Here is a 20,802-nt window from a genome sequence, read left to right as displayed (position 1 = left end):
GTTTCAGGGGCAGCTAAAGCCGGGAAGCTGGAACGGGTTACGAATGCTCCCTGGGGTGAACGACAGCGTGACCTGATGCCCCTCCACGCTGAACGTGGCTTCGCGGGTCAGGCCGCCAGCCGCGGTAACACGGGCGCGATCGAAGAAGCGATTGAGTGCCCAGGGCCCACTGGTGACCAGCGTTGAGGTGGTGCCGTTAGTCAGGCCCAGCTGCATGCGCACCTGGCTGGTGCCGCCCGGACCGGGCCAGCTGACCATCTGTACTGCCTGCGGCCCGTGGCTGTAACGCAATTGCTGTCCATCCACATCCAGCGTCAGGTTAAGAATGTCATTGTCCATTTTTACGGTGCGCAGCGTGACGCGGAAGCCTGGCGTGGTCGCACCGTTAGCAAAGAACGCATCGCGGATTGACTGCGCCTGCTGGAAAGGACGCAGCAGCGCTTCGCCGCCCGGCAGCGTTTTGCCGTCGATACCCGGCGTAAAGCGCCATGAGGCGTTGGTGGTGTCGACTTTGCTGGCCAGGTTGTCGCGGAAGAAGCTGTCCATCATGCCGCTGCCGGGGGCGAACATCCGCGCCAGATCGTCGGGTGTCACCTCACTGCGCCCGGAACGCACCAGCGGATAACGTCCGGCGATCGCCTGACGACAGAAACTGCCCACTTCCATGGTGATGCGTTTACGAACGTTATCCATGTCGCGGCGCTGTGCATCGCTGCTGGCCCCGACCGCCATGCTGGAGACCATATTCTGCAGCGAACCGGGCAGACGTCCGGCGCTGGCCTGCAAACGACTGATCGCATCGCTGGCCGGTGGCGGCATCCCGCTGTTGGCGGCATCCTGCACCGCCGTGAGGTAGCGATAGAGATCGTCAATCTGATGCAGGAAATCATCCACCGCCAGCACCTTGCTGCCCTGCTGTAATGGCTGAGCCAGCTCAAGCACGGGCGCAAAATGCACGGCAACCGCCTGCTCCGGTGACGCCTGCGCTGCCGCCTGTCCACGCGCCGCAGCCGCTTCGGGCGAGGTAAACAGCGCTTCAAGGGTGCGGGTAGCGCTGTTATCCGACGGCTTTGCCGCCTGCGCGGTTTTCTCATCGGGCTGCGCCCGGTTCAGCGTCAGCAGGTTACTGAGGTTGATGACCAGCTGGCGCAGCGGCGAGTGGTTGCCCGACAGCAAACGCGCGGTGTTAATACGCTGCGAGAGATCGGCGCTGCTGTTGAGCTGGATATCGCTCAGGAACTGCTCCCACTGGCGGATGTAGTCCTGCACATAGAGCTGACGCACCGCGAGATCGGTCTGCTCACTTTTCTGCTGCGGCGCAGCGCCGTCCAGCACCCAGAGATCGTCCTGATAGAGCGCCTGGGTCACCGGACCAATCTGCTTGTCCACATGCTGCCAGTAGCCGTCCGGCGTATAGAGACCTGCCACACCGTCATTAACCGATTTACCGCTTTTACGGGAAAACACCAGCTCGCTCTGGGGACCGCCCAGCGCCGCCAGCGTCACCGGTTGCAGGCTGTCATCACGTTGCAGCAGGCGCTTCAGGCGTCCATAGACGCGCTGTGACAGCGGCATCTGATTAATCAGCGCCTGCTCGCGCTTTACCAGCGCGTCATCCTTCGCATATGGCGACGAGTGAATCTGCGTCTCCAGCAGCTGTTGCAGATGCCACGCCAGCTGTTTTACCTGCTGCTGTGTCACGTTCTGCGGCAGCTCGCGCGACAGGTTAAGCATCAGCCACGCCTGCAGGAACTTGCCATCGTAGTGCTTCGGCTGATAGAGCATCTGATACGCCTTCAGCGCTTCATAGCTGTAGTCAGCGTCGCTGCCGTTGTCATTGCGCAGCCAGCGGGTGATGTTCTGCGCCACCTGCGGCAACAGCAGCTGCTTCAGCGCTTTGTCGTAAAGCGCACGCGTCGCATCGCTGACCTCGGTGCCACGATAAAGGCCCATACGACGCGTCAGCGGCGGCGATTCCAGCGAGAAGTCGGCGCTTTCCGGCAGGTGCAACAGGGTGTTGAGATAAGGCACCAGCGCAAAGAGATCGCCGTTGACCTGCTTCTGAAGCTGGTCGCCCAGTTGCTCCACCTGCGGCGCTTTAGCGGCCATCTCCTGCAGATAGGCTTTGTTCTTGCTGTAGCTGGTGAGCCACAGACCGCCCGCGACCATTAGCAGCAACAGCAGCGCCAGATAGCCTGACCAGAGTCCGGCGCGGTTGCGCAGCTCCCACCAGCGGTTGCTGCCCGCCAGACCCGACTCCTGGAAAATCACATTTTCCAGCACGCCTTTGAGGAAGAAACTCTGCCCTTTGTTCTGCGGAATCGGGGCGTCCTTATCGACCTGATCCCAGCTGCCCGATTCGCCCGCCTGCTGGCCTGGCAGATTCAGGGCACGGTTCAGCTCGCCCATTACCCGGTCAAACGGCAGACCTTCCTGGGTGCCGCTGGCAAAGTAGATGCCGCGTGGCGCGAACTGGGTTTCAAAATCGGAGCGGGCGAACAGTGTGTCGAGCGCGTCGGCCAGCAACGGACGCAGCGCAGCGAACTCCTGCGGGAAGAGATAGCTTTCGGCACGCGCCTGCGCGTCGCTCTCCGTCAGCAGCCGATCGGCCAGTCCGGCATCGAGCCGCTGTTGCAGGAGGGAATACTCCTGCTGGAACTGGCTGTTCAGCTCGAAATCGGCGGCGGATGCCTTCGCCCACGGAAAGGTGAATCCCCAGATCTGTTCACGCTGCGCTTTATCCAGCGAGGCGAAGTAGCTGCGGAAACCTTTGAGCAGGTCTGCTTTGGTGACCAGCACATAAACCGGGAAACGGATGCCGAGACGATCGTGCAACTCCATCAGACGCTGACGCAGCGCCAGCGCCTGGTTGCGCAGTGCCTCGGGCGACTGACTCAGCAGATCGGAGACGCTCAGGGTGACGATGACGCCGTTGATCGGCTGACGTCCGCGATATTTACGCAGCAGATCGAGGAAATGGTGCCATTCGCTGGCATCCCGCTCCTGCTGACTCTCCTGGGTGCTGTAACGCCCGGCGGTATCGAGCAGCACGGCGTCATTAGTAAACCACCAGTCGCAGTTGCGGGTGCCGCCAATGCCGCGCAGGGCCGACTTGCCAAACTTATCCGCCAGCGGGAACTGCAGGCCGGAGTTGACCAGCGCGGTGGTTTTACCGGCACCGGGTGCACCGATAATCATGTACCACGGCAGCTGATAGAGATACTGCCGACCAAAGCGCTGCGCCCAGAACGGCGTGCCTTTGCTGCTGTGGCGCTGGAAGTGCGCCTTTCTCAGCATTTCAGTAGCTTCGGAGAAACGGCCCGCCAGCACCTGCTCTTCACTGGTCAGACGCTGACGATCGGCTTCCGGCGCATCGCTTTTGCCGGTTTCCAGACTCGACATCAGCTTGCGGTTAAGCCAGTAATTGTAGAGCCGCGGGATCGCCTGCCCCAGGCCCCAGACCAGATAGAGCAGCGCGATACTGATCATGCGGTTCTGCTCTGGCTCAAGTGGCCGCGAATCAACGATAGAGAAGACCGGGCCAATCACCCAGATGATAAAAGAGAGCGCGGTGATGCCGACAAAGCCCCACGCAAGGCGGCTGGTCAGCACCGCAAACAGAATATTCAGCATGGATCAGTTCCCTCTCGCCAGGCCGTTGAGTTCGGCATGCGTCGCATCCGGCGCCACCAGCAGTGTGATTTCAACACGACGGTTACGCGCGCGATTTTCTGCGCTGGTGTTCGGCACCAGCGGATTGCTTTCGCCGCGCCCTTCCGCTTTCACCCGCGACGGCTGCGCCAGCTGCTGTTGCAGCAGGGTCTGCACCGAACGGGCGCGCGCCAGCGACAGCTCAAAGTTGGAGGCGAAGCGCGCGCTGCGGATCGGCACGTTATCGCTGTAGCCAATCACCTGAATCTGGCCGCTGACGTTGTTCATGGCCGCCGCGATGCGCCGGATCACGTCAATGTAGCCGCCGCGCACTTCGGTCGCCGCCGAAGCAAATAGCCCATCCCCTTTTAGCGTCACCACGCTGCGGTCCGCTTCATCACGCACCGCCACCAGCCCGGCATCAATTTCCGGCTTCAGGAAGGCGCGCAGATTCAGCGTGGCAGGCGGAGGCGGCGCCGGGTTGCCAATCTTCACTTCCGGCAGCGCCGTCTGATAGATGCGGGCCAGCACCGGCGAGGTGTAATCACCCAGACGCCAGTTGAGCACGATGTAGAACAGACAGGCGGCCAGCCCAGCCACGGCCGCACAGGCCCACAGCGGGATCATCGGCCGCCATAGCTTGCGCAGCACCGGCTGATCGGTGGGATGCGGTGACAGCGCCGCGGCGTAACTGCCGCGTACGCTTTTGATCATCTGCAGCAGGCGCTGTTTGATGGTCTCCAGCTGCGAGCGGCCATTGTCCAGCACCCGGTAGCGTCCTTCGAACCCCAGCAGCAGGCAGAAGTAGATCAGCTCCAGCATCAGAATGTGACGTCTGGGGTTCTGCGACAGCTTCGCCAGCAGCTGGAAAAACTTCTCGCCGCCCCAGGTTTCGTTATGAAAGGTGACCAGCAGACCGTTGCTGGTCCAGACGCCGCGACTGCCCCACGGCGTCAGCGCCGCTGCCTCATCCAGCGCGGTACAGAGACAATAGCGCGCGCCGATGATCACTTCGTAGCCGAGGCCCGACTGCTGGCAGCTCAGCTCAAAGCGGCGGATCTGGTCGATCAGCTGCTGACGCAGTTGCGCCGGGTCTTCATGCGACACCGAATGGCGGATCTGTGGAATCGCGTTAATCAGGGGGTTGGCCGCCGCAACCAGCACATTCTGGTGGCTGGCATCCGGCGCAAGATCGCTGTGTGAATGTTGTTGTTCCTGCATCATGCTGCGTGCTCAGTTTATTATTCTGACTGACTGCGGATGGCCCAGAACTCCATGTTCAGGCCCGGAAACTCACCGGCAAGATGCAGCGCAAAAGCGCCCGAGCGCTCCATCTCTTTCCATAGCTCGCTGTTCTTATCCAGTTCGAAATAGCTGTATCCGGCATGCCACGGGATCTGCGGCGGCGCGCCGGGCATCGCCCGAAGTGCCAGACCCGGCAGCTGCAGCTGCACCAGATCGCGGATTTTGCTGACCGGCGCGACTTTCATCTGTGCCGGGAAATGGGTTTTCAGAGTGTCGGCCGGCACGCTAGCTTTCACAGCCAGCACAAAGCCGAACTCATGCACCATGCTGCTCTCCGGCACGGTAGCGACGTTAAGGCCGTGCGAACGCTGCGTCAGTGGCAGCTGAATGGCGCTCTCCTCCATCACTTGCGACAGACCCTGACGCAGCAGCAGCGACAGACGGCTGAAGCAGTTATGCAGGTCATCATGATCGTAGAGCGGCAGTCCTTCCGGCGCGCGCGCGGGCGTCCAGGTACTCAGCTCTGCGGCCAGTTGCAGCCAGTGGCTGTAGAGGGTTTCAGGATGCAGCAGCGGCAGATGTTGCAGATGGCTGTGCAGGCCAAGCTGACGATTGAGCAGCGCCAGCAGCATAAAATCGACCATATCGGCGCTGTTGAAGCGGCCGGTGCCGGGTGCACGCTGACTCAGTTGCTGGCTGCGCTGCTGGATCAGCCCGTGCAGGTCGTTAAACATGTTTTGCAGCGGACGGCTGCTGTTCAGAGTCAGCATCGGCGGGATGTAATCGCTGTCGAGCCGGATATGGTTGTCGCTGCGTTTTTCAATGACCTGCGCAACGCCCATCGCGGTCCACTCGGCGGTCAGATCCTGCTCCAGCATCAGCCGCAGGCGCAGCTTGCCGAACTGTACCGTCGCGCTGCCTACGGCCTGGGCGTTGTCATCTTCCACTTCCGCTTCCCAGGCCAGATAGCGCGCCAGAGAATCCTGCGACTCCTGGAAAGCGACGGCTTCGCGGCCATTGCGACGGGTCGGTATCGCCAGCACCACTTTGCTGCGGTCAACAGAAGCTGGCAGATCAAGCGGTGCCGGGCCATGTTGCGGCTGGCTGAAGGCGAAAAACGTGCCGTCTGGCAGACAGCCGCTGGCCGCACTCAGCGCCAGTTTCCCCTGACGCAGCAGCGCTTCATCAAACTCCAGATCGTAAAAGCCCCAGGTGTAGACGCGCTGTGACTGACCCCATTCACGCAGGGTGCTGAGAAGATAATTTTCTGACTGCTGGAAATGGTGAGGACGCAGAAACATCCCCTCGGTCCAGACGACCTTTTCGGCTCTGTTCATCGGCATCACTGTTTTTCCACGCGAAGGCCATTAATTCCCGCCACGATGCGCGCATTCAGCTCGCTATCGTCACGTTTCCAGAATGCCCAGAATGAGGGCGACTTCCCTTCGGGAACCGGCAGCGACAGTCGCCATACCTTGCCATCCAGCGCCTGATATTCCGCCATGATGCCGATGAAGCGCGCCTCAGGCAGGCTCTTAATCCGCAGCGTTTTGCTGCGCTGCTCTGGCGTCAGGAAGAATTGCTGGGTGTTAAGCTGCGCACTGCCCAGCACCGTTGCGGACTGGTTTTGCAGGGAGAAGAAGTCTGCTGACATGAACTCCGCATCGGAGCTCAGTAACACCACACGGACCTTAAGCGGCGCACCGCCGTTAAGCTGATTCTGCCCCTGAACGTCCAGGTTGTAGTAAGCCACCGGCGGCGTACTGCTGCTGCAGGCCGTCAGCAGCCACATCAGCAGCACGATCAGCCCACCGCGCAGTTGTGTTGTTCTCATCATCCAGCCCTCCCTGCTCAGTGCGATTAGTTAATGATCCAGGTTCCGTTAGTACTGTTCTGACAGGCAGTGCTGTCACCGTTAACCGCGACGCAGGTTTTCTTCTTGCTACTACTGCGCACGCGGCGTTTCGGCTGATCGGCTTTGACGGTCTGATCGTAGAGTGCGCTTTTCACCACGGCGCGGAATGGCACATAGCCTGTCAGCTGGACGGTTGACTGCGGCGCGGCAGACTGAGGTGCATCTTTGACACTGGCGGTAGCGTTGTCTGGTTGAGGCTCTGCTGCCTGAGCCGGTTCACCCAGCGCCAGCCAGTTGTTCTCGACCTGACCAATCACGGTGTAGGTTTCGCCGGTTTTCAGCGTCTCCACTACCTTGCCGCCGTAGCCTGGCTGGCTCATTACCGAACCGGGATAGAGCGCGCGATAGGTTTCATTGACCGGACTGAACTGCGCTGGCGGTTTTACGGCATAACGGTGACTGATCGCCACACCGTCCACCGTGCTGGTGACCAGGGTGTCATCGGTCATTTTTGGCGGGGTTTTACAACCGGCGACTGAAAAAACAAACATCAGGCCTAACGCAACGCGGAGCTTCATCATTTTTTTCATGTTGTGTTCCATTCATACCTTGGAGAGTGGCCAGAGGCCGGGTGTCAGTAATGAAAATCGGAGATGTCATCTGCACAGGAAGCCACTTAGTGCCAGATTAAAAAATAATCCTTAAACAAAAAGCGCCTAAGCGTCTTGCTGCGAAACGTTAACCGATCAGCAAAAGTTAAGTATAAAAAAGCAACATCGGGGACGTAAACGGGAAATGGGAGGAATCTGTCCTGGCAAACAACGATCAGAAACATGATCAATTTTTTCCCGGCAAATTTAAGAAGGTGGGGTAAACCCAAGCTTTCCTTATGCCATCCCTGGTCGAGAAACCGGCGGATTGAATTAAGCCGATAACCGTGAGTCAATTATCCGGCAGTAAGGAATGACACATTACGCCCGAATAATCTTCTTTATATTTGTTTATTTTCAGTGACTTATTACTTTACTGAAATTTCATAGCTACCGCACGAGTCAGGTAGATCCTGCCCGTGGTTCAGAGATTACAATCCATGTGTAAATATTAGCTGCGAGTTTACAGAAGATTGACAAAATTTCAACGGCCCACTTTCAGAAGAATTTACTCAAGTAAAACTTAACAAATTAAGTTAATACAAATATGTGTTACTTTTAAGCACACGGTTAGGACTAATCTTAACAACTTGCGAAAATATGAAGTTTTTTTGCACATAAATAAGTTTCCTCTGAGATTGCTATTAAAAGCACTCACGTTTTTAATGGTTCTGATTTAAGCCAAATTTCAAAGTTTTTATGTCGTACAGGCAGTCTGCAACTATGCTGAGTCGTGAGGGGATATTTATATATTTATATAAATATCAATACCTTATACGGATTTACAGTGAGGGGGATGTAAACCAGGCAGGGTGGGGATTGGAAGGGGTTAAGCGAAACGTTAATCAGGCCAGATGCGCTTTCAGACCAGACTGATTAATTGTTCTTTACCGGTTCGCTTTTAAAAACTGGCTACCAGATATTTCCTAACGGGTTTCGGCCTTTTAACCTAAAAAAACCACGCAGTAGCGTGGTTTTGTGAGACAACATGCCGGGATAGTCCGGCATCTATTAAGACCATCAGAAGAAGCCCAGCGGCTCAATACTGTAGCTGACCAGCAGGTTTTTCGTCTGCTGATAGTGATCGAGCATCATTTTGTGGGTTTCACGCCCGATGCCCGACTTCTTGTAGCCGCCAAAGGCAGCGTGCGCCGGATAGAGGTGATAACAGTTTGTCCAGACGCGCCCCGCTTTGATCGCCCTGCCCACCCGATAGGCACGGTTGATATCGCGGGTCCAGACGCCGGCACCCAGGCCATAAATCGAGTCGTTGGCGATGCTGATCGCTTCCGCCTCATCTTTAAAAGTGGTGATGCCGATCACCGGGCCAAAGATCTCCTCCTGGAACACCCGCATGCTGTTGTTACCTTTCAGCAGGGTTGGCTGGATGTAGTAGCCGCTATTGAGTGAGTCATCCAGCTTCTCTACGCCGCCGCCCACCAGCACTTCTGCGCCCTCCTGCCGTGCCACCTCAAGATAAGAGAGGATTTTATCGAACTGCTGCTGCGACGCCTGCGCGCCTACCATGGTATCGGTGTCCAGCGGGTCACCGCGTTTGATGGTTTTCACCCGCTTCATCACCGCCGCCATAAACGGCTCGTAGATCGACTCCTGCACCAGCGCACGCGATGGACAGGTGCAGACTTCGCCCTGATTCAGGAAGCCCAGTACCACGCCTTCGGCCGCTTTCTCAATAAAGCTCTCCTCCGCCTGCATGATGTCTTCAAAGAAGATGTTCGGTGACTTGCCACCCAGTTCGACCGTCGAGGGGATCAGACTTTTGGCGGCCAGCTCCAGAATGTGCCCGCCGGTAGCGGTAGAGCCGGTGAAGGCGACCTTGGCGATACCGGAATGGGACGCCAGCGCCTCACCCGCCTCTTTACCAAAGCCGTGCACCACATTCAGCACGCCCGGTGGCAGCAAATCTTTAATCAGATCGACAAAGATAGTGATCGACAGCGGCGTCTGTTCAGCCGGTTTCAGCACAACGCAGTTCCCTGCGCCCAGCGCCGGAGCCAGTTTCCAGGCCGCCATCAACAGCGGGAAGTTCCATGGGATAATCTGCGCCACCACGCCCAGCGGCTCATGGAAATGGTAGGCAGCGGTGAACTCATCAATCTCTGCCGCGCTGCCCTCCTGCGCCCGGACACAACCGGCAAAGTAGCGGAAGTGATCGACCGCCAGCGGCATATCGGCCGCCAGCGTTTCGCGCACTGGTTTACCGTTATCCCAGGTTTCATAGACCGCCATGGTCTCCAGATGCTGTTCCAGCCGATCGGCAATTTTCAGTAGCAGCAGCGCGCGTTGTTGCGGTGAGGTCTTGCCCCAGGCGTCCGCTGCCGCTGCCGCGGCGGCCACCGCGTTATCCACATCGGCCGCGTCTGAGCGCGGGAACTCACCGGCCGCAGAGCCGTTTACCGGCGAGGTGTTAGTAAAGTAGTTACCCTTCACCGGCGCGACGAATTCACCATTAATGAAGTTGCCATACTTCTTCTGTAGCGTAATCAGAGAACCCTGTTCTCCGGGGGCAGCGTAACGCATGATCATTCTCCTGACAGGTGACTGACGTAACAATGATGAAACTTATTATTAACATGAAGGATCATTGTGAGCCTGTCAGGTCTGTTAACCGGAAACTGTGACCGCCCCGAAGGAATAGGCGTTTACGCTGCGCTTAGAGAAAATTCCGACTTTTCCCCGAAAGGGTAGTCAGAGAGAAACTTGTGCGGCACAAAGGGGGTCAACCTGAGGATGAATTCATTCCGGAGATAAGCATGCTGGCTTCAGCTTTTACCCAGATGCGCGCTAAAGCCAATTTCGTGCATCAGTTTATACGCAATCCGCGCAAGATGGGCAGCATTACCCCCTCGTCAGAGGCGTTGTGCCGGACGATGATTACGTCGGTGAAATGGCCTGTAGCGGCGCGCATAGCGGAACTTGGCGCGGGTGATGGCGTACTGACCCGACAGATACTGGCACAGATGGCACCCGACGCAACACTGGATGCCTTTGAAATCTGCACTACGCTGGCAGACAAGCTAACCGCACTGGAGGACCCGCGCATGACCGTGCGCACCTGTTCTGCGGAGTATCTGAACGGCAACTATGACGTGATCTTCTCCGGCCTGCCGCTGCTCTCATTACCGCCCGAACTGCGTGAAGCCATTCTGCGAGCGGTCTATAACGCCCTTGGCCCGGACGGTGTTTTTGTGCAGTTCCAGTACACCTCACTGACCCAGCCCGATCTGTCGCGTTACTTCACCTGGGAGCGCCAGCGGGTGCTGAAAAACGTGCCACCCGCGTGGGTCTATCGCTGCACGCGTCACTACGCGCCCTGAGCACGCTCCACTGCCGGGCGCGTCTGTTGCCAGAACGTCACCAGCAACTCGCGCGCCCAGTCTTTGCCCTCAATCTCGTTGGTCCCATCCTCTTTGCAGCCTGGCGGCGTACAGACACTCATAATGTGCCGTGAAAATTCGGGATGGAACTGTACCGAGAGTGCCTGCGGTGAATAACGCACAATCTGACAGCCATCGCGCGCAGAAGCGGCCAGCACCTGCGCCCCGGACGGCGTACTGACGACCGACTGACGATGCGACAACCAGACGCTGAAGTCGGCGGGCAGCTTCTGCAGCAGCGGATCGCGCTGGGTCTGATCGGAGCAGCGAATGGGTAACAGACCGCGTTCCCAGCCGTTGGGATTGTCTGCCACCTCACCGCCCAGCGCATAAGCCATCAGCTGATGGCCGTAACAGACACCGAGCAGCGGCAGACCCTGATCAATCGCCGCTCTGACCCAGGCGGCGCTGCGCTCACTCCAGTCGGCGTGATCGGTGACCATCGCCCATGAACCGCTGAGGATCGCGCCGGAAATCTGATCAAAATCGGGTAAGGCTTCGCCCAGATGAGGCCGCACAATCAGGTACTCATCGGGTTGCAGATTCAGTGCATCAATAAACCAGCGCGGCTGTTCACCAATCTCTGAAACGACGTTTGCGGGTGGGACTTCAAGCTGAATCAACGCAAGGGGTAAGGCGGACGTATAGGTCATACCGAATCGGTTCCTTTAAGAAGTCGTTTCAAATCAGTCTGCCAGCATCACGCCCGAAAGTCTCATCGGGCTGCACCGCAATTGCAGAAAATTTCTCACTGCGATTGGCTGGAGTGCCGCAGTTCGTGCCATCATTAGCGAGCTAAGCAAAAATCATCGAAAGGATATTATCGTGGCTGTGCGGCATTTTTTTCTGATTCTGATGGTGGTTTCCATCTGGGCCTTCAACAACGTGGCGGTGAAATGGGGGCTGCTGGAGTTGCCGCCGCTGTTTCTGACGTTTATGCGCTTTGTGGTCGTCGCCATCGTGCTGGTGCCGTTCTGCCGTATTAACCGTCAGCAGTTGCCCTGGCTGCTGTTGCTGGCTTTTACCTTCGGCTTTATGCACTTCTCGCTGCTGTTTGTCGGCCTGCGTTACACCGATGCCGGTACCGGCGCGATTGTGGTACAGCTGGGCACGCCGATTGCGATGTTGCTGGCAATGGTGGTGCTGAAAGAAAAGCTAAAGCTGGTGCAGCTGCTGGGCATTATGATTTCGCTGAGCGGCGTGGTGGTGCTCTCTGGCAGTCCGACGATTCCCTCGTGGTGGGTGCTCTGTCTGCTGTTGTGCAGCGCCACCGGCTGGGCCGTCAGTAACCTGATAGTGAAAAAGTCGCCGCCGATTAAACCGCTGACCATGACCGGCTGGATTGCGTTTCTGGCGATTCCCATCGTCGGCGGCTCCAGTCTGGTGATGGAATCCCATCAGCTCTATGCGCTGCAGCATGCGGGCTGGCGCGGCTGGTTTGCCATTCTTTATAGCGCCATCGCCTCATCGATTGTGGCCTATACGCTGTGGTATATGCTGCTGAAGAAATATAACGTCAATCTGATCATGCCCTACTCGCTGCTGACGCCGGTTTTATCGGTGGTGATGGGGATTATCGTGCTGGGTGACAGCCTCAACAGCTTTAAGATTATCGGCGCCTCGCTGGTGATCCTGGGCACGGCTATCGCGGTGCTCAACCTGCGTAACCTGCGGATGCATGCGCGCTTCCCGCGCCTGCGGCGGCGTTAATCCTGCGTGCTATGCTTGAGAAATCTCCCCTCTCAGGAAGCACAATATGGACTCACAGCTTGCCGCCGCGCTCTGGCAGCAGATGCAGCAGGGATTACGGGGTCGCGATGACGCCTTGCCTCTTCCTGCCTTCCTTGAGCGCGCCACCTTCGCTTCTGCTTTTGCCGTCAGTGAACTGGCGGCCACCAGCATCGGTCTGGCAACCCAGGCCACCGCCGCACTGGTCGCCGCCTCCCACCCTGAATATCTCTCTCCACCCGTCGCTGTCAATGTGCGCCTGGCGTCGCGCTGGTTTCAGCAGAGCTTTATCCCGCTGAACCGTGCTGCGCCCGCGATGTGGGATGCGTTTGCCGGTGACTATCGCAGCCGCGATGGCTGGATCCGCCTGCACACCAACGCCGCGCATCACCGGCTGGCGATGGAACAGGTGCTGGGCGCGCACGCCGATCGCGCGGCGCTGGCACAGCAGGTGCAACAGTGGCAGGCAAGCGAACTGGAGCAGGCGATTATTGATGCCGATGGCTGCGCCGCTGAAATGCGCAGCGCCGCCGCCTGGCAGCTGCATCCCCAGGGCCAGGCCGTGCAGCATGAGCCGCTGTTTAGCTGGAAAACAACACTCGCGGCACCCGCTCCGGCGTGGCCGCTGGCCGAAGCGCGCCCATTACTGGGTATCAGGGTACTGGATCTGACACGCATTATTGCCGGGCCGGTCGCCACGCGGTTTCTGGCCAGCCTGGGGGCCAGTGTGTTGCGCATCGATCCGCCAGGCTGGCAGGAGCCGACGCTGGATGAGGAGATGAGCTGCGGCAAACGTCGTGCGATGCTCGACCTGACACAACCCGCCGATCGCGATCAGTTTATCCGCCTGCTACGTGAGGCGGACGTGCTGGTGCATGGCTACCGGGCGGATGCGCTGGAACGGCTGGGGTTTGATGCGAAGACGCTTCAGTCACTCTCGCCCGGTCTGGTTGATGCCGGTCTGAATGCCTGGGGCTGGCAGGGTCCGTGGCGCAACCGCCGGGGTTTCGACAGTCTGGTGCAGATGGGATGCGGCATTGCCGAACGCGGCATGCAGTGGCAGCAGAGCGACAAACCGGTTCCGCTGCCGGTACAGGCGCTGGACCATGCTACCGGCTATCTGCTGGCGGCCGCGGTGCTGGAAGGATTACGGCGACGCGTGACGCAAGGAGATGGCAGCCAGGTGCGGCTGTCGCTGGCACGCACCGCGTGGCTGTTGCAGCAGCATCCCACCGGGCAGTGCTCGGGTTCCGGCATTACGCCGCGGGTTAAAGACAACCTGCCCTGTTACGAGTTAACACCGTGGGGGTTTGGGGTCAGGCTCAGGGCAGCCGCCTGGCTACCCGGCACCCCGCAGCTCTGCGCAACACCGGGCTGTGCGCCGGGTTCGCACCCGGCGAGGTGGTAAATCAGGCGTCTGGCGCTTCTTCGCTGCTCTCAAGCAGTTCGTTATACATCGCCTGAATTGCTTCGCGGCTCAGCATCGCCAGCGTGCGATAAAACGCCGTGGTTGCATGCGCTTCCACTTTACCCAGGAACGTTCCGCACCACGGCAGCAGGTACTCCTCAAACAGTGCCAGCTGCGCCGCGCTCTCATCTTCCGCTGACTGATCTTCCAGCCAGGATGCGGCCAGCAGCAGCACGCCAAAATGGTCAGCAGGCGCATCGCTCAGCGGCATGCCGCGTGAGGTTAAGAACGCACGTACTTCCGGCTCCGTTTTGCCTTCCGGCCACTGTGAGGCGTAAGGCGGCACATTACAGTCGCTGCCGACAAACAGCGCGTTGTAATCGGCGGCCAGCGCCTGCGGATCGCTGTTCTGTTGCAGACGCGTCAGCAGTTCATCCTGCTCCAGCGGCCACTGCGACTGCAGTTTGCCTTCACGCAGCAGCGTGAACAGTGGCACCAGCAGCGGGTCCTGCGGCTGACGATTAAACAGTGAGCCGATCACACGGCACAGAATGGAAAACTCATTCATGAGTCAGATTTCCTTGAGGCAAAATAAATTAAAAGTCAGCCAGTTCAGCAATATGTTTGCCGCTACGCATTTCCAGAAAGTCGAGCAGGCGACGCGGCGTGACATTTAACACCCGATCCTCAGGAAAATCCACCTCACGGGCAATCCGCAGGCAGTAATCGAAATGGCCCAGCGTAAACGCGGTGTGGGAATCGGAGCCAAACGCCAGCCGTCTACCGGAATTATAAGAGTCTATTTCACAGGGTATTCAGGGCAGGGAGAGATCTATGTACTGTCATTCCTTTTGCTCACCTCTGGCTTTACCAAGGAAATAAGCTGCTCCATACCCCATCAAAACAGAACCGAAAAAGCCGCATAGTTTCAGAGCAAGACTATCAAACAAAAATAGCGAAGCGAGAGCCAGGAAACTCATCGCTGCTGTTATCGTACCCTCAAGAAGGTGTGCCGAAAGTTTACCCAGCCATTTTACAAATTTCATTATTAATCCTTCGGCACGTTTGAGGGTGACTATTGATATAATCGAGATATGGCTTTAGCTGGTCTTCAACGACAAAATAGATCATGTCCAGCCCTTGCGGCTGTACTTTCCAGTACATTGCATTGTAGTGATTCTGTAATCTGCGGCTTCCCAAAGCGGCTTCTTCAATCAGTCCTTGCCATAGGGCAGTTGATATGGTGAAGCTGGCACTGAAACGGTACAGGGCTTTATAGGCATAGCTACTACGTGAATTCCTGATGATTGCCACAGCTACTGTTTGTGACACAAAAATCTGACCACCCAAACGGCCACTAACACGGCCTGCACCATATGCCAACTGATTATGTATGGCTTCTTTGCCCTCATCGTCAAGTTTCCGGTAAAACTCGGTAATTACTGTAGTAACCAACCTTCGTAAGGGTTCTTCATTCCTAACCAGGGATTTCACTACTTGGTAGAATCGCTCTGTTTCGCTATCGTTGCGTAATTTGCGGTCATATCCAACAGCACCAGTACTTATATAGGTACGTTTAGCACCATAATACGCACTCTGCGGAATCCCTTTAATGCTATCCCATATACCTTTAGCAATGTTTAAAGCGTTCATTCCCTGACCTTATTTTGTTCAGATACGTTTGATAGTATCTGAATAAAGTCATTTTTTAAAACAGACAGCGATGGCCCTAAAAAGCCCCTGTGCGGGGCAGAGTTCCCGATGAAGCTGTTAAAAGTCAGCCAGTTCAGCAATAGATTTGCCGCTACGCATTTCCAGAAAGTCGAGCAGGCGACGCGGCGTGACATTTAACACCCGATCCTCGGGAAAATCCACTTCGCGGGCAATCCGCAGACAGTGATCGAAATGGCCCAGCGTAAACGCGGTGTGGGAATCGGAGCCGAATGCCAGCCGTCCACCCGCATCACGCACGGCGGCGGCGATAGCGCGGCAGTTAGGTTCGCTGCCCGGACGCGAATGGGTAAAGGAGGAGTTGTTCAGCTCCAGCGCCACGTCGTAGTGCGCTGCGGCCTCGGCAATCGCCGGGATATCAACCGGGAATTTCGGGTTCCCTGCATGAATTTCTGCACATTTAGATAGAATCATAGCTTTATCCCCCTACCCCGTCAAAATTCATATGCATACCACTAGACTATAGTAACAGACATACGCCGTCACACTCCGAGGGAATCCGTAGTAAAAAATAAGCGAATGGTGGGAAACACCATAGTAATCGTGCTAATTATTCTGTTGTTCGCCTGCTGCTCAAGTGGGCGTGAAGGTGGCTATGGGATTCACTGCACGAATGTATGAAATCCTACCAATACGACTATCAGTACAAAGTGTTGTAACTTTGCTACTTAACGGTATGATTTTAAAAACTAACCACAAGAGTTATAAAAATGACAGAAGAAAAATTTGAACGTAACTACGCAAGAGATCAGTACGACTACGTGAGAACCAATTTCAGGAAAAAAGGCTCTATTGGTCAAACTGAAATAGGGTCGTTTGATATCGTTAGTAAAGCCATTGGTGAAACTGTTCTACAGGCTACACGCATGGAACTTACCAACCTTAAAAAATTGGAAACTTCGTTCAATTCGGATTGGTAATGATGGAATATTTCTTAGATGAAAGTGGAAACACAGGTGATTTGATTAACAAAAAAAATGACATGGGATTTGCTAATCAGCCCCTTTTCACTCATTCCTGCGTGGGGATACCAAGCGGGAAAATTAGCAGAATGGAAGGTTTCGTACGTACACTGAAGGAAAGACACGGCATAGATGAATCAATTGAACTAAAATCACAAGATTATTATATAAAAAACCCTGAACTAGTATACGAATTAGTGGATTTCGTAATTAAAGAAAAATACACTTTAGTATGTGAGGTAATGGATAAAAAATGTAACGTAGCTGTTTCTATAGTAAATCAACTTATAGTACATACAATGGAGAATGAAGATCAAGACCAAGTACAATTAATAAGATCTGTACTGGTTGATGTGCTTAGTTTGTATGCACCAGAGGATTGTTTCATAACATTCTCGGAGTTATGCAAAAATCCTTGTGAAGAAAAGTTACTCGTTTGCATTTATACCTTAAAAGAATTCTTTTCTAGTGATAGCAACCCACTAAATGATGAAGGAAAAACTTGTAGAATGATTGATGAAACATTAAAAGAATATTACTACAGAAAAAGTGTGTTTACAGAAAAGATAGCTATTAGATGGTTTGTACCCATTCCTGACTTAGATAGCAACGGCAATATCATAAAGCTATTACCTAACGTACATAGTTTTTATAATCAGATCGCTCGAATCAATAAAATTCATAACAGAAAATTATCTAATGTCATTTTAACACATGATACGTCTAGCGAGTTTGCCGATACCTTAAAGTTTTGCATGACAGAAATAAAAACAGTTAATATTGATTTCATGCCTAACATCCCAACATGCGATTTTAAGGTTGTTGAAACTCCAGCCTTGAATTTTAAAGACTCTAAAGGTAGTACGGGCATACAGATAGCAGATATAATCGCTGGGTTTTTAAATAGATATGTGCACGGGTTAATGTATAAAAGTATAAAAATGGATACTATATATCATTCTACTTTTGATAGAATTATAAAACCCAATCGTAGTCGAGATCCAAAAGGTACAAACTTTGTAATACCATTAAGCAAACAATATTGGCTTTTTAATAAATTTAATCTCTAACAAAAAAAGCTCCGTATGGGGCTTATGTTAACTACCACCAACCATGATAAGCAGTAGGAGTAGAGGGCATATAGGGGAAACTGAAATTGATGTTTATGATATTGTTTCAAAATACACTGGAGAAACCATAATTACAGCTACACGCACTGAACATACTAAGTTGCGTGGTTTAGATACTACTGTCAACTGGGAATATTAAACTATTGAGGACAATGAAAATGATTTTATTTTTTATTACATTACCAGTATTATCCTTAAATATTGCAATTATGTATTTGACCAATACAGATCCAGCTATATTGTTAGGCTGGGAATCACTTGCTTTGACTATACTAGGTGTTAGCTATTTAGGTAAAGAGTATGGAACTTATACAAACAAAGCTGGTAAAAAAATCGATATCCTTAATGTTGTTGCAGTTGCTGTAGCTGTCTCTGCTGGATTTGGTCCATGGGCAGTTAATTTTGGTAATAATAGCAATGATAGTAATGTATACGTTTTTATAGCAGCATTAGGATTATTCGGCCTGTTTATTGACTGGCTACTATTTAAAAATAAACAAACCAGCCGAAAAGTTCATCAATCAGAGACAATTATAGTTGAAACCAATCTAGAGACAAAAATTACCACTACCATAAAAAAATAACCCCCCGCAAGGGGTTTTATTTAGTTTCCACTAATTAATAAAACTATGATCCTAATGATATCTGATAGTGGAAAAGAAAAGAGTACTATCCCAAAGTGATCAAGTAACGGTACTATGATGTAATTATAAGCAAGGATAAATGTACAAACATATCCTAAACAACTACGCCAACCCTTACCCGCTTTGATTTCTTCTCGGTTTGTCTCATTGGCTGTTTCTGTATTTTCAGATTCAACTTCCTGAGTACTTTTACTTGGTATTTTATTAACGAGTAAGTTACCAAACTTACTTATGAGATTCATGATTAAACCAAACATTTATTGTCCTTAGATTTGTATTTGAACAATGAAATAAACAAAATGAAGCCCCTTAACGAACAATGTAAAAGTATCAACTACTTTAACGATTGAAAGTTCATCATAGAATTTCCATTCAATTAACTCACCTGGATAGATATCAGGCTCCTGTCCTTGATAGAAAGCAATGTTCATGCAATCACCCTGAAATGAATCGATGGGGTATTTAGATTGAAAGTACTTAGGATTGAATAGAGTCTTATCTACTGCGTAAGTATTCATTAGTGGTTTTACACCCGCCAATGTAATATTTTTGGCTGTTTCAAAATCATAATGTTCTTCAAGTTTCATTTGTTTTTCCTTTGTTATTGTTTTGAAAAGTAATAAGTACCGTTCATGTTTGAGAGTGCTAGACGTGCTCCAGATTCTGCTTCTTGATAGAAGTCGAATATCAATTTGCGTACTTTTCTTTCTTTAACTGCCACGATACGTTGATCACGTTTCTTTTTCTTTTTAGTAGTATCAATCAACATCTTCTTACCCTTGACTGTTGCTACCTTGTACTTCTTATCCATACCAGCACGTAATCCCGGTATGTTACCAAACTTGTTTAACTTCACATTATCTGTTGGGATAAACTTTGCGTGAACTTCTGCCGCTTTAGTAATAACGGCACTAAGATACTTAGCCTGTTCACCACGTACTATAATCTGGTTAGTACGTACTTCACCACGCTGAATAAAGTTGAAGAGTATTGCCCGTTTTGTAAACGGTACTGGACCACCTTTAATATCTTGATTTAGTTTATTCTGAAGTTCATAAGCTACTGCCCGTATCTTCTTCGTAATCTCTGACTGAACATTAACTACTATTTCAGTCTGTTTGGTATTTACCCATTTAATTGCATCGGCTGGAGTATGTCCGGGTCTGAATCCAGAGTTGATATTCATGATAAATCCCCTATTAATTGTTTTATGATGCGAAGCTGTTCGCCATTGTCTTTTCTTAATCGGGTTTTAACCATGATTGCCTTGTTGAGATTCTTCCAGTCAGTACCGAATACACCAATTAAGATACTCTCTACTAACATAGCTTCCTGTACTGTCTTAAAGCACCATAGGATTTGCTTTGTATAAGTTTCACCAGAATCAATCATTTCTTTAACAGATCTTGAACTACTGTAATATGTTTTCCAGTTTGATTCCTTAGAAGTACTTCTTAGCTTTGAATGGTCCTTAATTCCCTTGTATACCTGTTTAACACCGATATAGTACGTTCCCGACTCTGGAAACTGAATCAAGTAAACAAATCCTGCATAGTCTGTTACATCATCAATGTTCCAGTCATCACGGTAAAACATTGTCCAGTTAGCCATTAAGCACCGCCGCAATCATCTGATTAACACGGTTTGGTGTTTGCCTGTACCAATTACTGTCTTTAACTTCCATAATTGCGGTGTTGTAGTTACCGGCCTTCAGTGCCGCAAGAAACTTCTTAAACTGCTGAGTCTTAGTTAATCCCAACTGGAATACCATCAGTACTAGAAAGTCATTCCAGTTACTGTCAGGTGGAAGTACTACACCAAGGCGTTGTACATCATTACGTGCTATGGTTATATCTGCTTCTAGTAAACGAGTTGCTTCTTGCTCTGTAATCCCCTGTGAGAAGTCTTCACCCTTCTTAACTAAGTGACCATAACCAACTGTTGGGTAGCCTAATGAATCTTTATACGTCCAGAATTTATTATTCCTGTAGTAACCAAGTTTAGCTTGATACTGTTTAGTACCTTCATATTGTTTTAATTGTTCTGTAATATTCATATTGAATTCCTTTTCAATGTGTTCGTATACTATTTATCACTTGCATAAAAAAAGAGCCAGTTACGGCCCTTTTTTAGTTCTTTCATCAATCAGTGTGATTAGCTTAGTAATATCCATTCGAATATTTTTAATTTCTTCCCTGATTTCTTTTATCTCTGTAATGTCAACTTCCAAGTTATCAATCTTTCCTTCTGCAACAGTGACACGTGTATTAAGATCGTCTAATCTTTTTTCGTGTTCTTTCTTGTTATCTAGATATTTTGTAACCATCTGCCAAACACCCAAGATTACGGGGATTAATAATCCCGTAATAATCCATTCCATAGTTTATTTTGCCTTACGCT

22 protein-coding genes and 2 pseudogenes are annotated in these 20,802 nt (G+C 52.6%); 6 read left to right on the top strand and 18 right to left on the bottom strand.

Going from position 1 to position 20,802, the window contains the following annotated elements; translation table 11 throughout:
* Window positions 1–3: 3 nt before the first annotated feature.
* The 6 genes from tssM to IBT54_RS05020 form a co-directional block, all read right to left on the bottom strand.
* Window positions 4–3,633 carry a type VI secretion system membrane subunit TssM gene (gene tssM / locus IBT54_RS05045; protein WP_201251712.1) on the bottom strand — a complete coding sequence of 1,210 codons (3,630 nt, stop codon included), beginning with the start codon at window positions 3,631–3,633 and terminating at the stop codon, window positions 4–6.
* A gap of 3 nt (window positions 3,634–3,636) precedes the next feature.
* Window positions 3,637–4,875, bottom strand: a complete 1,239-nt coding sequence (locus tag IBT54_RS05040; RefSeq protein WP_013357570.1) for a DotU family type VI secretion system protein — start codon at window positions 4,873–4,875, stop codon at window positions 3,637–3,639.
* Window positions 4,876–4,892: 17 nt separating this feature from the next.
* Window positions 4,893–6,233: a type VI secretion system baseplate subunit TssK gene (gene tssK / locus IBT54_RS05035; protein WP_013357569.1), complete on the bottom strand. Its 1,341-nt coding sequence runs from the start codon at window positions 6,231–6,233 to the stop codon at window positions 4,893–4,895.
* 5 nt (window positions 6,234–6,238) lie between these two features.
* Entirely contained in the window at window positions 6,239–6,733 is a 495-nt protein-coding gene (gene tssJ, locus IBT54_RS05030; protein ID WP_201251711.1) for a type VI secretion system lipoprotein TssJ, read from the bottom strand.
* 23 nt (window positions 6,734–6,756) lie between these two features.
* Window positions 6,757–7,353 carry a hypothetical protein gene (locus tag IBT54_RS05025; RefSeq protein WP_095707341.1) on the bottom strand — a complete coding sequence of 199 codons (597 nt, stop codon included), beginning with the start codon at window positions 7,351–7,353 and terminating at the stop codon, window positions 6,757–6,759.
* A 1,068-nt stretch (window positions 7,354–8,421) separates the two neighbouring features.
* Entirely contained in the window at window positions 8,422–9,942 is a 1,521-nt protein-coding gene (locus tag IBT54_RS05020; RefSeq protein ID WP_013357566.1) for an aldehyde dehydrogenase family protein, read from the bottom strand.
* Window positions 9,943–10,175: 233 nt separating this feature from the next.
* Here IBT54_RS05020 and IBT54_RS05015 point away from each other — a divergent pair, with 233 nt between their 5' ends.
* On the top strand, window positions 10,176–10,739 hold the full coding sequence (locus IBT54_RS05015; protein ID WP_013357565.1) for a class I SAM-dependent methyltransferase: 564 nt from the start codon (window positions 10,176–10,178) through the stop codon (window positions 10,737–10,739).
* Here IBT54_RS05015 and IBT54_RS05010 read toward each other — a convergent pair.
* Window positions 10,727–11,452: a glutamine amidotransferase gene (locus tag IBT54_RS05010; protein ID WP_201251710.1), complete on the bottom strand. Its 726-nt coding sequence runs from the start codon at window positions 11,450–11,452 to the stop codon at window positions 10,727–10,729. The genes IBT54_RS05015 and IBT54_RS05010 overlap by 13 nt on opposite strands.
* A 172-nt stretch (window positions 11,453–11,624) precedes the next feature.
* On the opposite strand from IBT54_RS05010, the gene IBT54_RS05005 reads away from it, so the two are divergent.
* Together IBT54_RS05005 and IBT54_RS05000 are read left to right on the top strand one after the other, a co-directional pair.
* Complete coding sequence (locus tag IBT54_RS05005; RefSeq protein ID WP_013357563.1) at window positions 11,625–12,509, top strand: DMT family transporter; 885 nt, start codon at window positions 11,625–11,627, stop codon at window positions 12,507–12,509.
* Between the two features lie 46 nt (window positions 12,510–12,555).
* Window positions 12,556–13,935 (top strand): CoA transferase, encoded by a 1,380-nt coding sequence (locus IBT54_RS05000; protein WP_201251709.1) that lies wholly within the window; start codon window positions 12,556–12,558, stop codon window positions 13,933–13,935.
* 1 nt (window position 13,936) lies between these two features.
* Here IBT54_RS05000 and IBT54_RS04995 read toward each other — a convergent pair whose 3' ends face one another.
* The 5 genes and pseudogenes from IBT54_RS04995 to IBT54_RS04975 all read right to left on the bottom strand — a co-directional run.
* Window positions 13,937–14,503: a molecular chaperone gene (locus IBT54_RS04995; RefSeq protein WP_150009581.1), complete on the bottom strand. Its 567-nt coding sequence runs from the start codon at window positions 14,501–14,503 to the stop codon at window positions 13,937–13,939.
* Window positions 14,504–14,531: 28 nt separating this feature from the next.
* Window positions 14,532–14,723 (bottom strand): annotated as a pseudogene (locus tag IBT54_RS04990) (phosphatase); the annotation flags it as partial.
* A gap of 54 nt (window positions 14,724–14,777) precedes the next feature.
* Window positions 14,778–14,981, bottom strand: coding sequence for a hypothetical protein (locus tag IBT54_RS04985; RefSeq protein ID WP_201251708.1), 204 nt, complete (start codon window positions 14,979–14,981; stop codon window positions 14,778–14,780).
* A complete protein-coding gene (locus IBT54_RS04980) occupies window positions 14,956–15,588 on the bottom strand; it encodes a hypothetical protein (protein WP_201251737.1) in 633 nt (210 codons plus the stop codon). The genes IBT54_RS04985 and IBT54_RS04980 overlap by 26 nt, the downstream gene beginning before the upstream one ends.
* A 117-nt stretch (window positions 15,589–15,705) precedes the next feature.
* Window positions 15,706–16,053, bottom strand: a pseudogene (locus IBT54_RS04975) (phosphatase); the annotation flags it as partial.
* A gap of 323 nt (window positions 16,054–16,376) precedes the next feature.
* Here IBT54_RS04975 and IBT54_RS04970 point away from each other — a divergent pair.
* The 3 genes from IBT54_RS04970 to IBT54_RS04960 all read left to right on the top strand — a co-directional run bounded on the left by IBT54_RS04970 (window position 16,377) and on the right by IBT54_RS04960 (window position 18,342).
* Complete coding sequence (locus IBT54_RS04970) at window positions 16,377–16,586, top strand: hypothetical protein (protein ID WP_201251706.1); 210 nt, start codon at window positions 16,377–16,379, stop codon at window positions 16,584–16,586.
* On the top strand, window positions 16,586–17,698 hold the full coding sequence (locus tag IBT54_RS04965) for a DUF3800 domain-containing protein (RefSeq protein WP_201251705.1): 1,113 nt from the start codon (window positions 16,586–16,588) through the stop codon (window positions 17,696–17,698). Before IBT54_RS04970 ends, IBT54_RS04965 begins: the two co-directional genes overlap by 1 nt.
* 212 nt (window positions 17,699–17,910) lie before the next feature.
* Window positions 17,911–18,342, top strand: a complete 432-nt coding sequence (locus IBT54_RS04960; RefSeq protein WP_201251704.1) for a hypothetical protein — start codon at window positions 17,911–17,913, stop codon at window positions 18,340–18,342.
* A 20-nt stretch (window positions 18,343–18,362) separates the two neighbouring features.
* On the opposite strand, the gene IBT54_RS04955 is transcribed toward IBT54_RS04960, so the two are convergent.
* The 6 genes from IBT54_RS04955 to IBT54_RS04930 are packed head-to-tail and all read right to left on the bottom strand — an operon-like array spanning window position 18,363 to window position 20,782.
* Window positions 18,363–18,659 carry a hypothetical protein gene (locus tag IBT54_RS04955; protein ID WP_201251703.1) on the bottom strand — a complete coding sequence of 99 codons (297 nt, stop codon included), beginning with the start codon at window positions 18,657–18,659 and terminating at the stop codon, window positions 18,363–18,365.
* Window positions 18,660–18,668: 9 nt separating this feature from the next.
* Complete coding sequence (locus IBT54_RS04950) at window positions 18,669–18,989, bottom strand: hypothetical protein (protein WP_201251702.1); 321 nt, start codon at window positions 18,987–18,989, stop codon at window positions 18,669–18,671.
* 14 nt (window positions 18,990–19,003) lie between these two features.
* The gene (locus IBT54_RS04945) at window positions 19,004–19,588 is read right to left on the bottom strand and encodes a hypothetical protein (protein ID WP_201251701.1); all 585 of its coding nucleotides are present in this window, start codon (window positions 19,586–19,588) and stop codon (window positions 19,004–19,006) included.
* Window positions 19,585–20,013 (bottom strand): hypothetical protein, encoded by a 429-nt coding sequence (locus IBT54_RS04940; RefSeq protein WP_236262929.1) that lies wholly within the window; start codon window positions 20,011–20,013, stop codon window positions 19,585–19,587. Before IBT54_RS04940 ends, IBT54_RS04945 begins: the two co-directional genes overlap by 4 nt.
* Window positions 20,006–20,458 (bottom strand): glycoside hydrolase family protein, encoded by a 453-nt coding sequence (locus tag IBT54_RS04935; protein ID WP_201251700.1) that lies wholly within the window; start codon window positions 20,456–20,458, stop codon window positions 20,006–20,008. The genes IBT54_RS04940 and IBT54_RS04935 overlap by 8 nt, the downstream gene beginning before the upstream one ends.
* Before the next feature lie 60 nt (window positions 20,459–20,518).
* The gene (locus IBT54_RS04930; protein ID WP_201251699.1) at window positions 20,519–20,782 is read right to left on the bottom strand and encodes a DUF1515 family protein; all 264 of its coding nucleotides are present in this window, start codon (window positions 20,780–20,782) and stop codon (window positions 20,519–20,521) included.
* Window positions 20,783–20,802: the final 20 nt, after the last annotated feature.

The sequence above is a fragment of the Pantoea sp. S62 genome, from assembly GCF_016658625.1.
GTDB lineage: Bacteria > Pseudomonadota > Gammaproteobacteria > Enterobacterales > Enterobacteriaceae > Pantoea > Pantoea vagans.
Note: the sequence above shows the minus strand (reverse complement) of the source record. Positions and strands in the feature narration are given on the sequence as shown.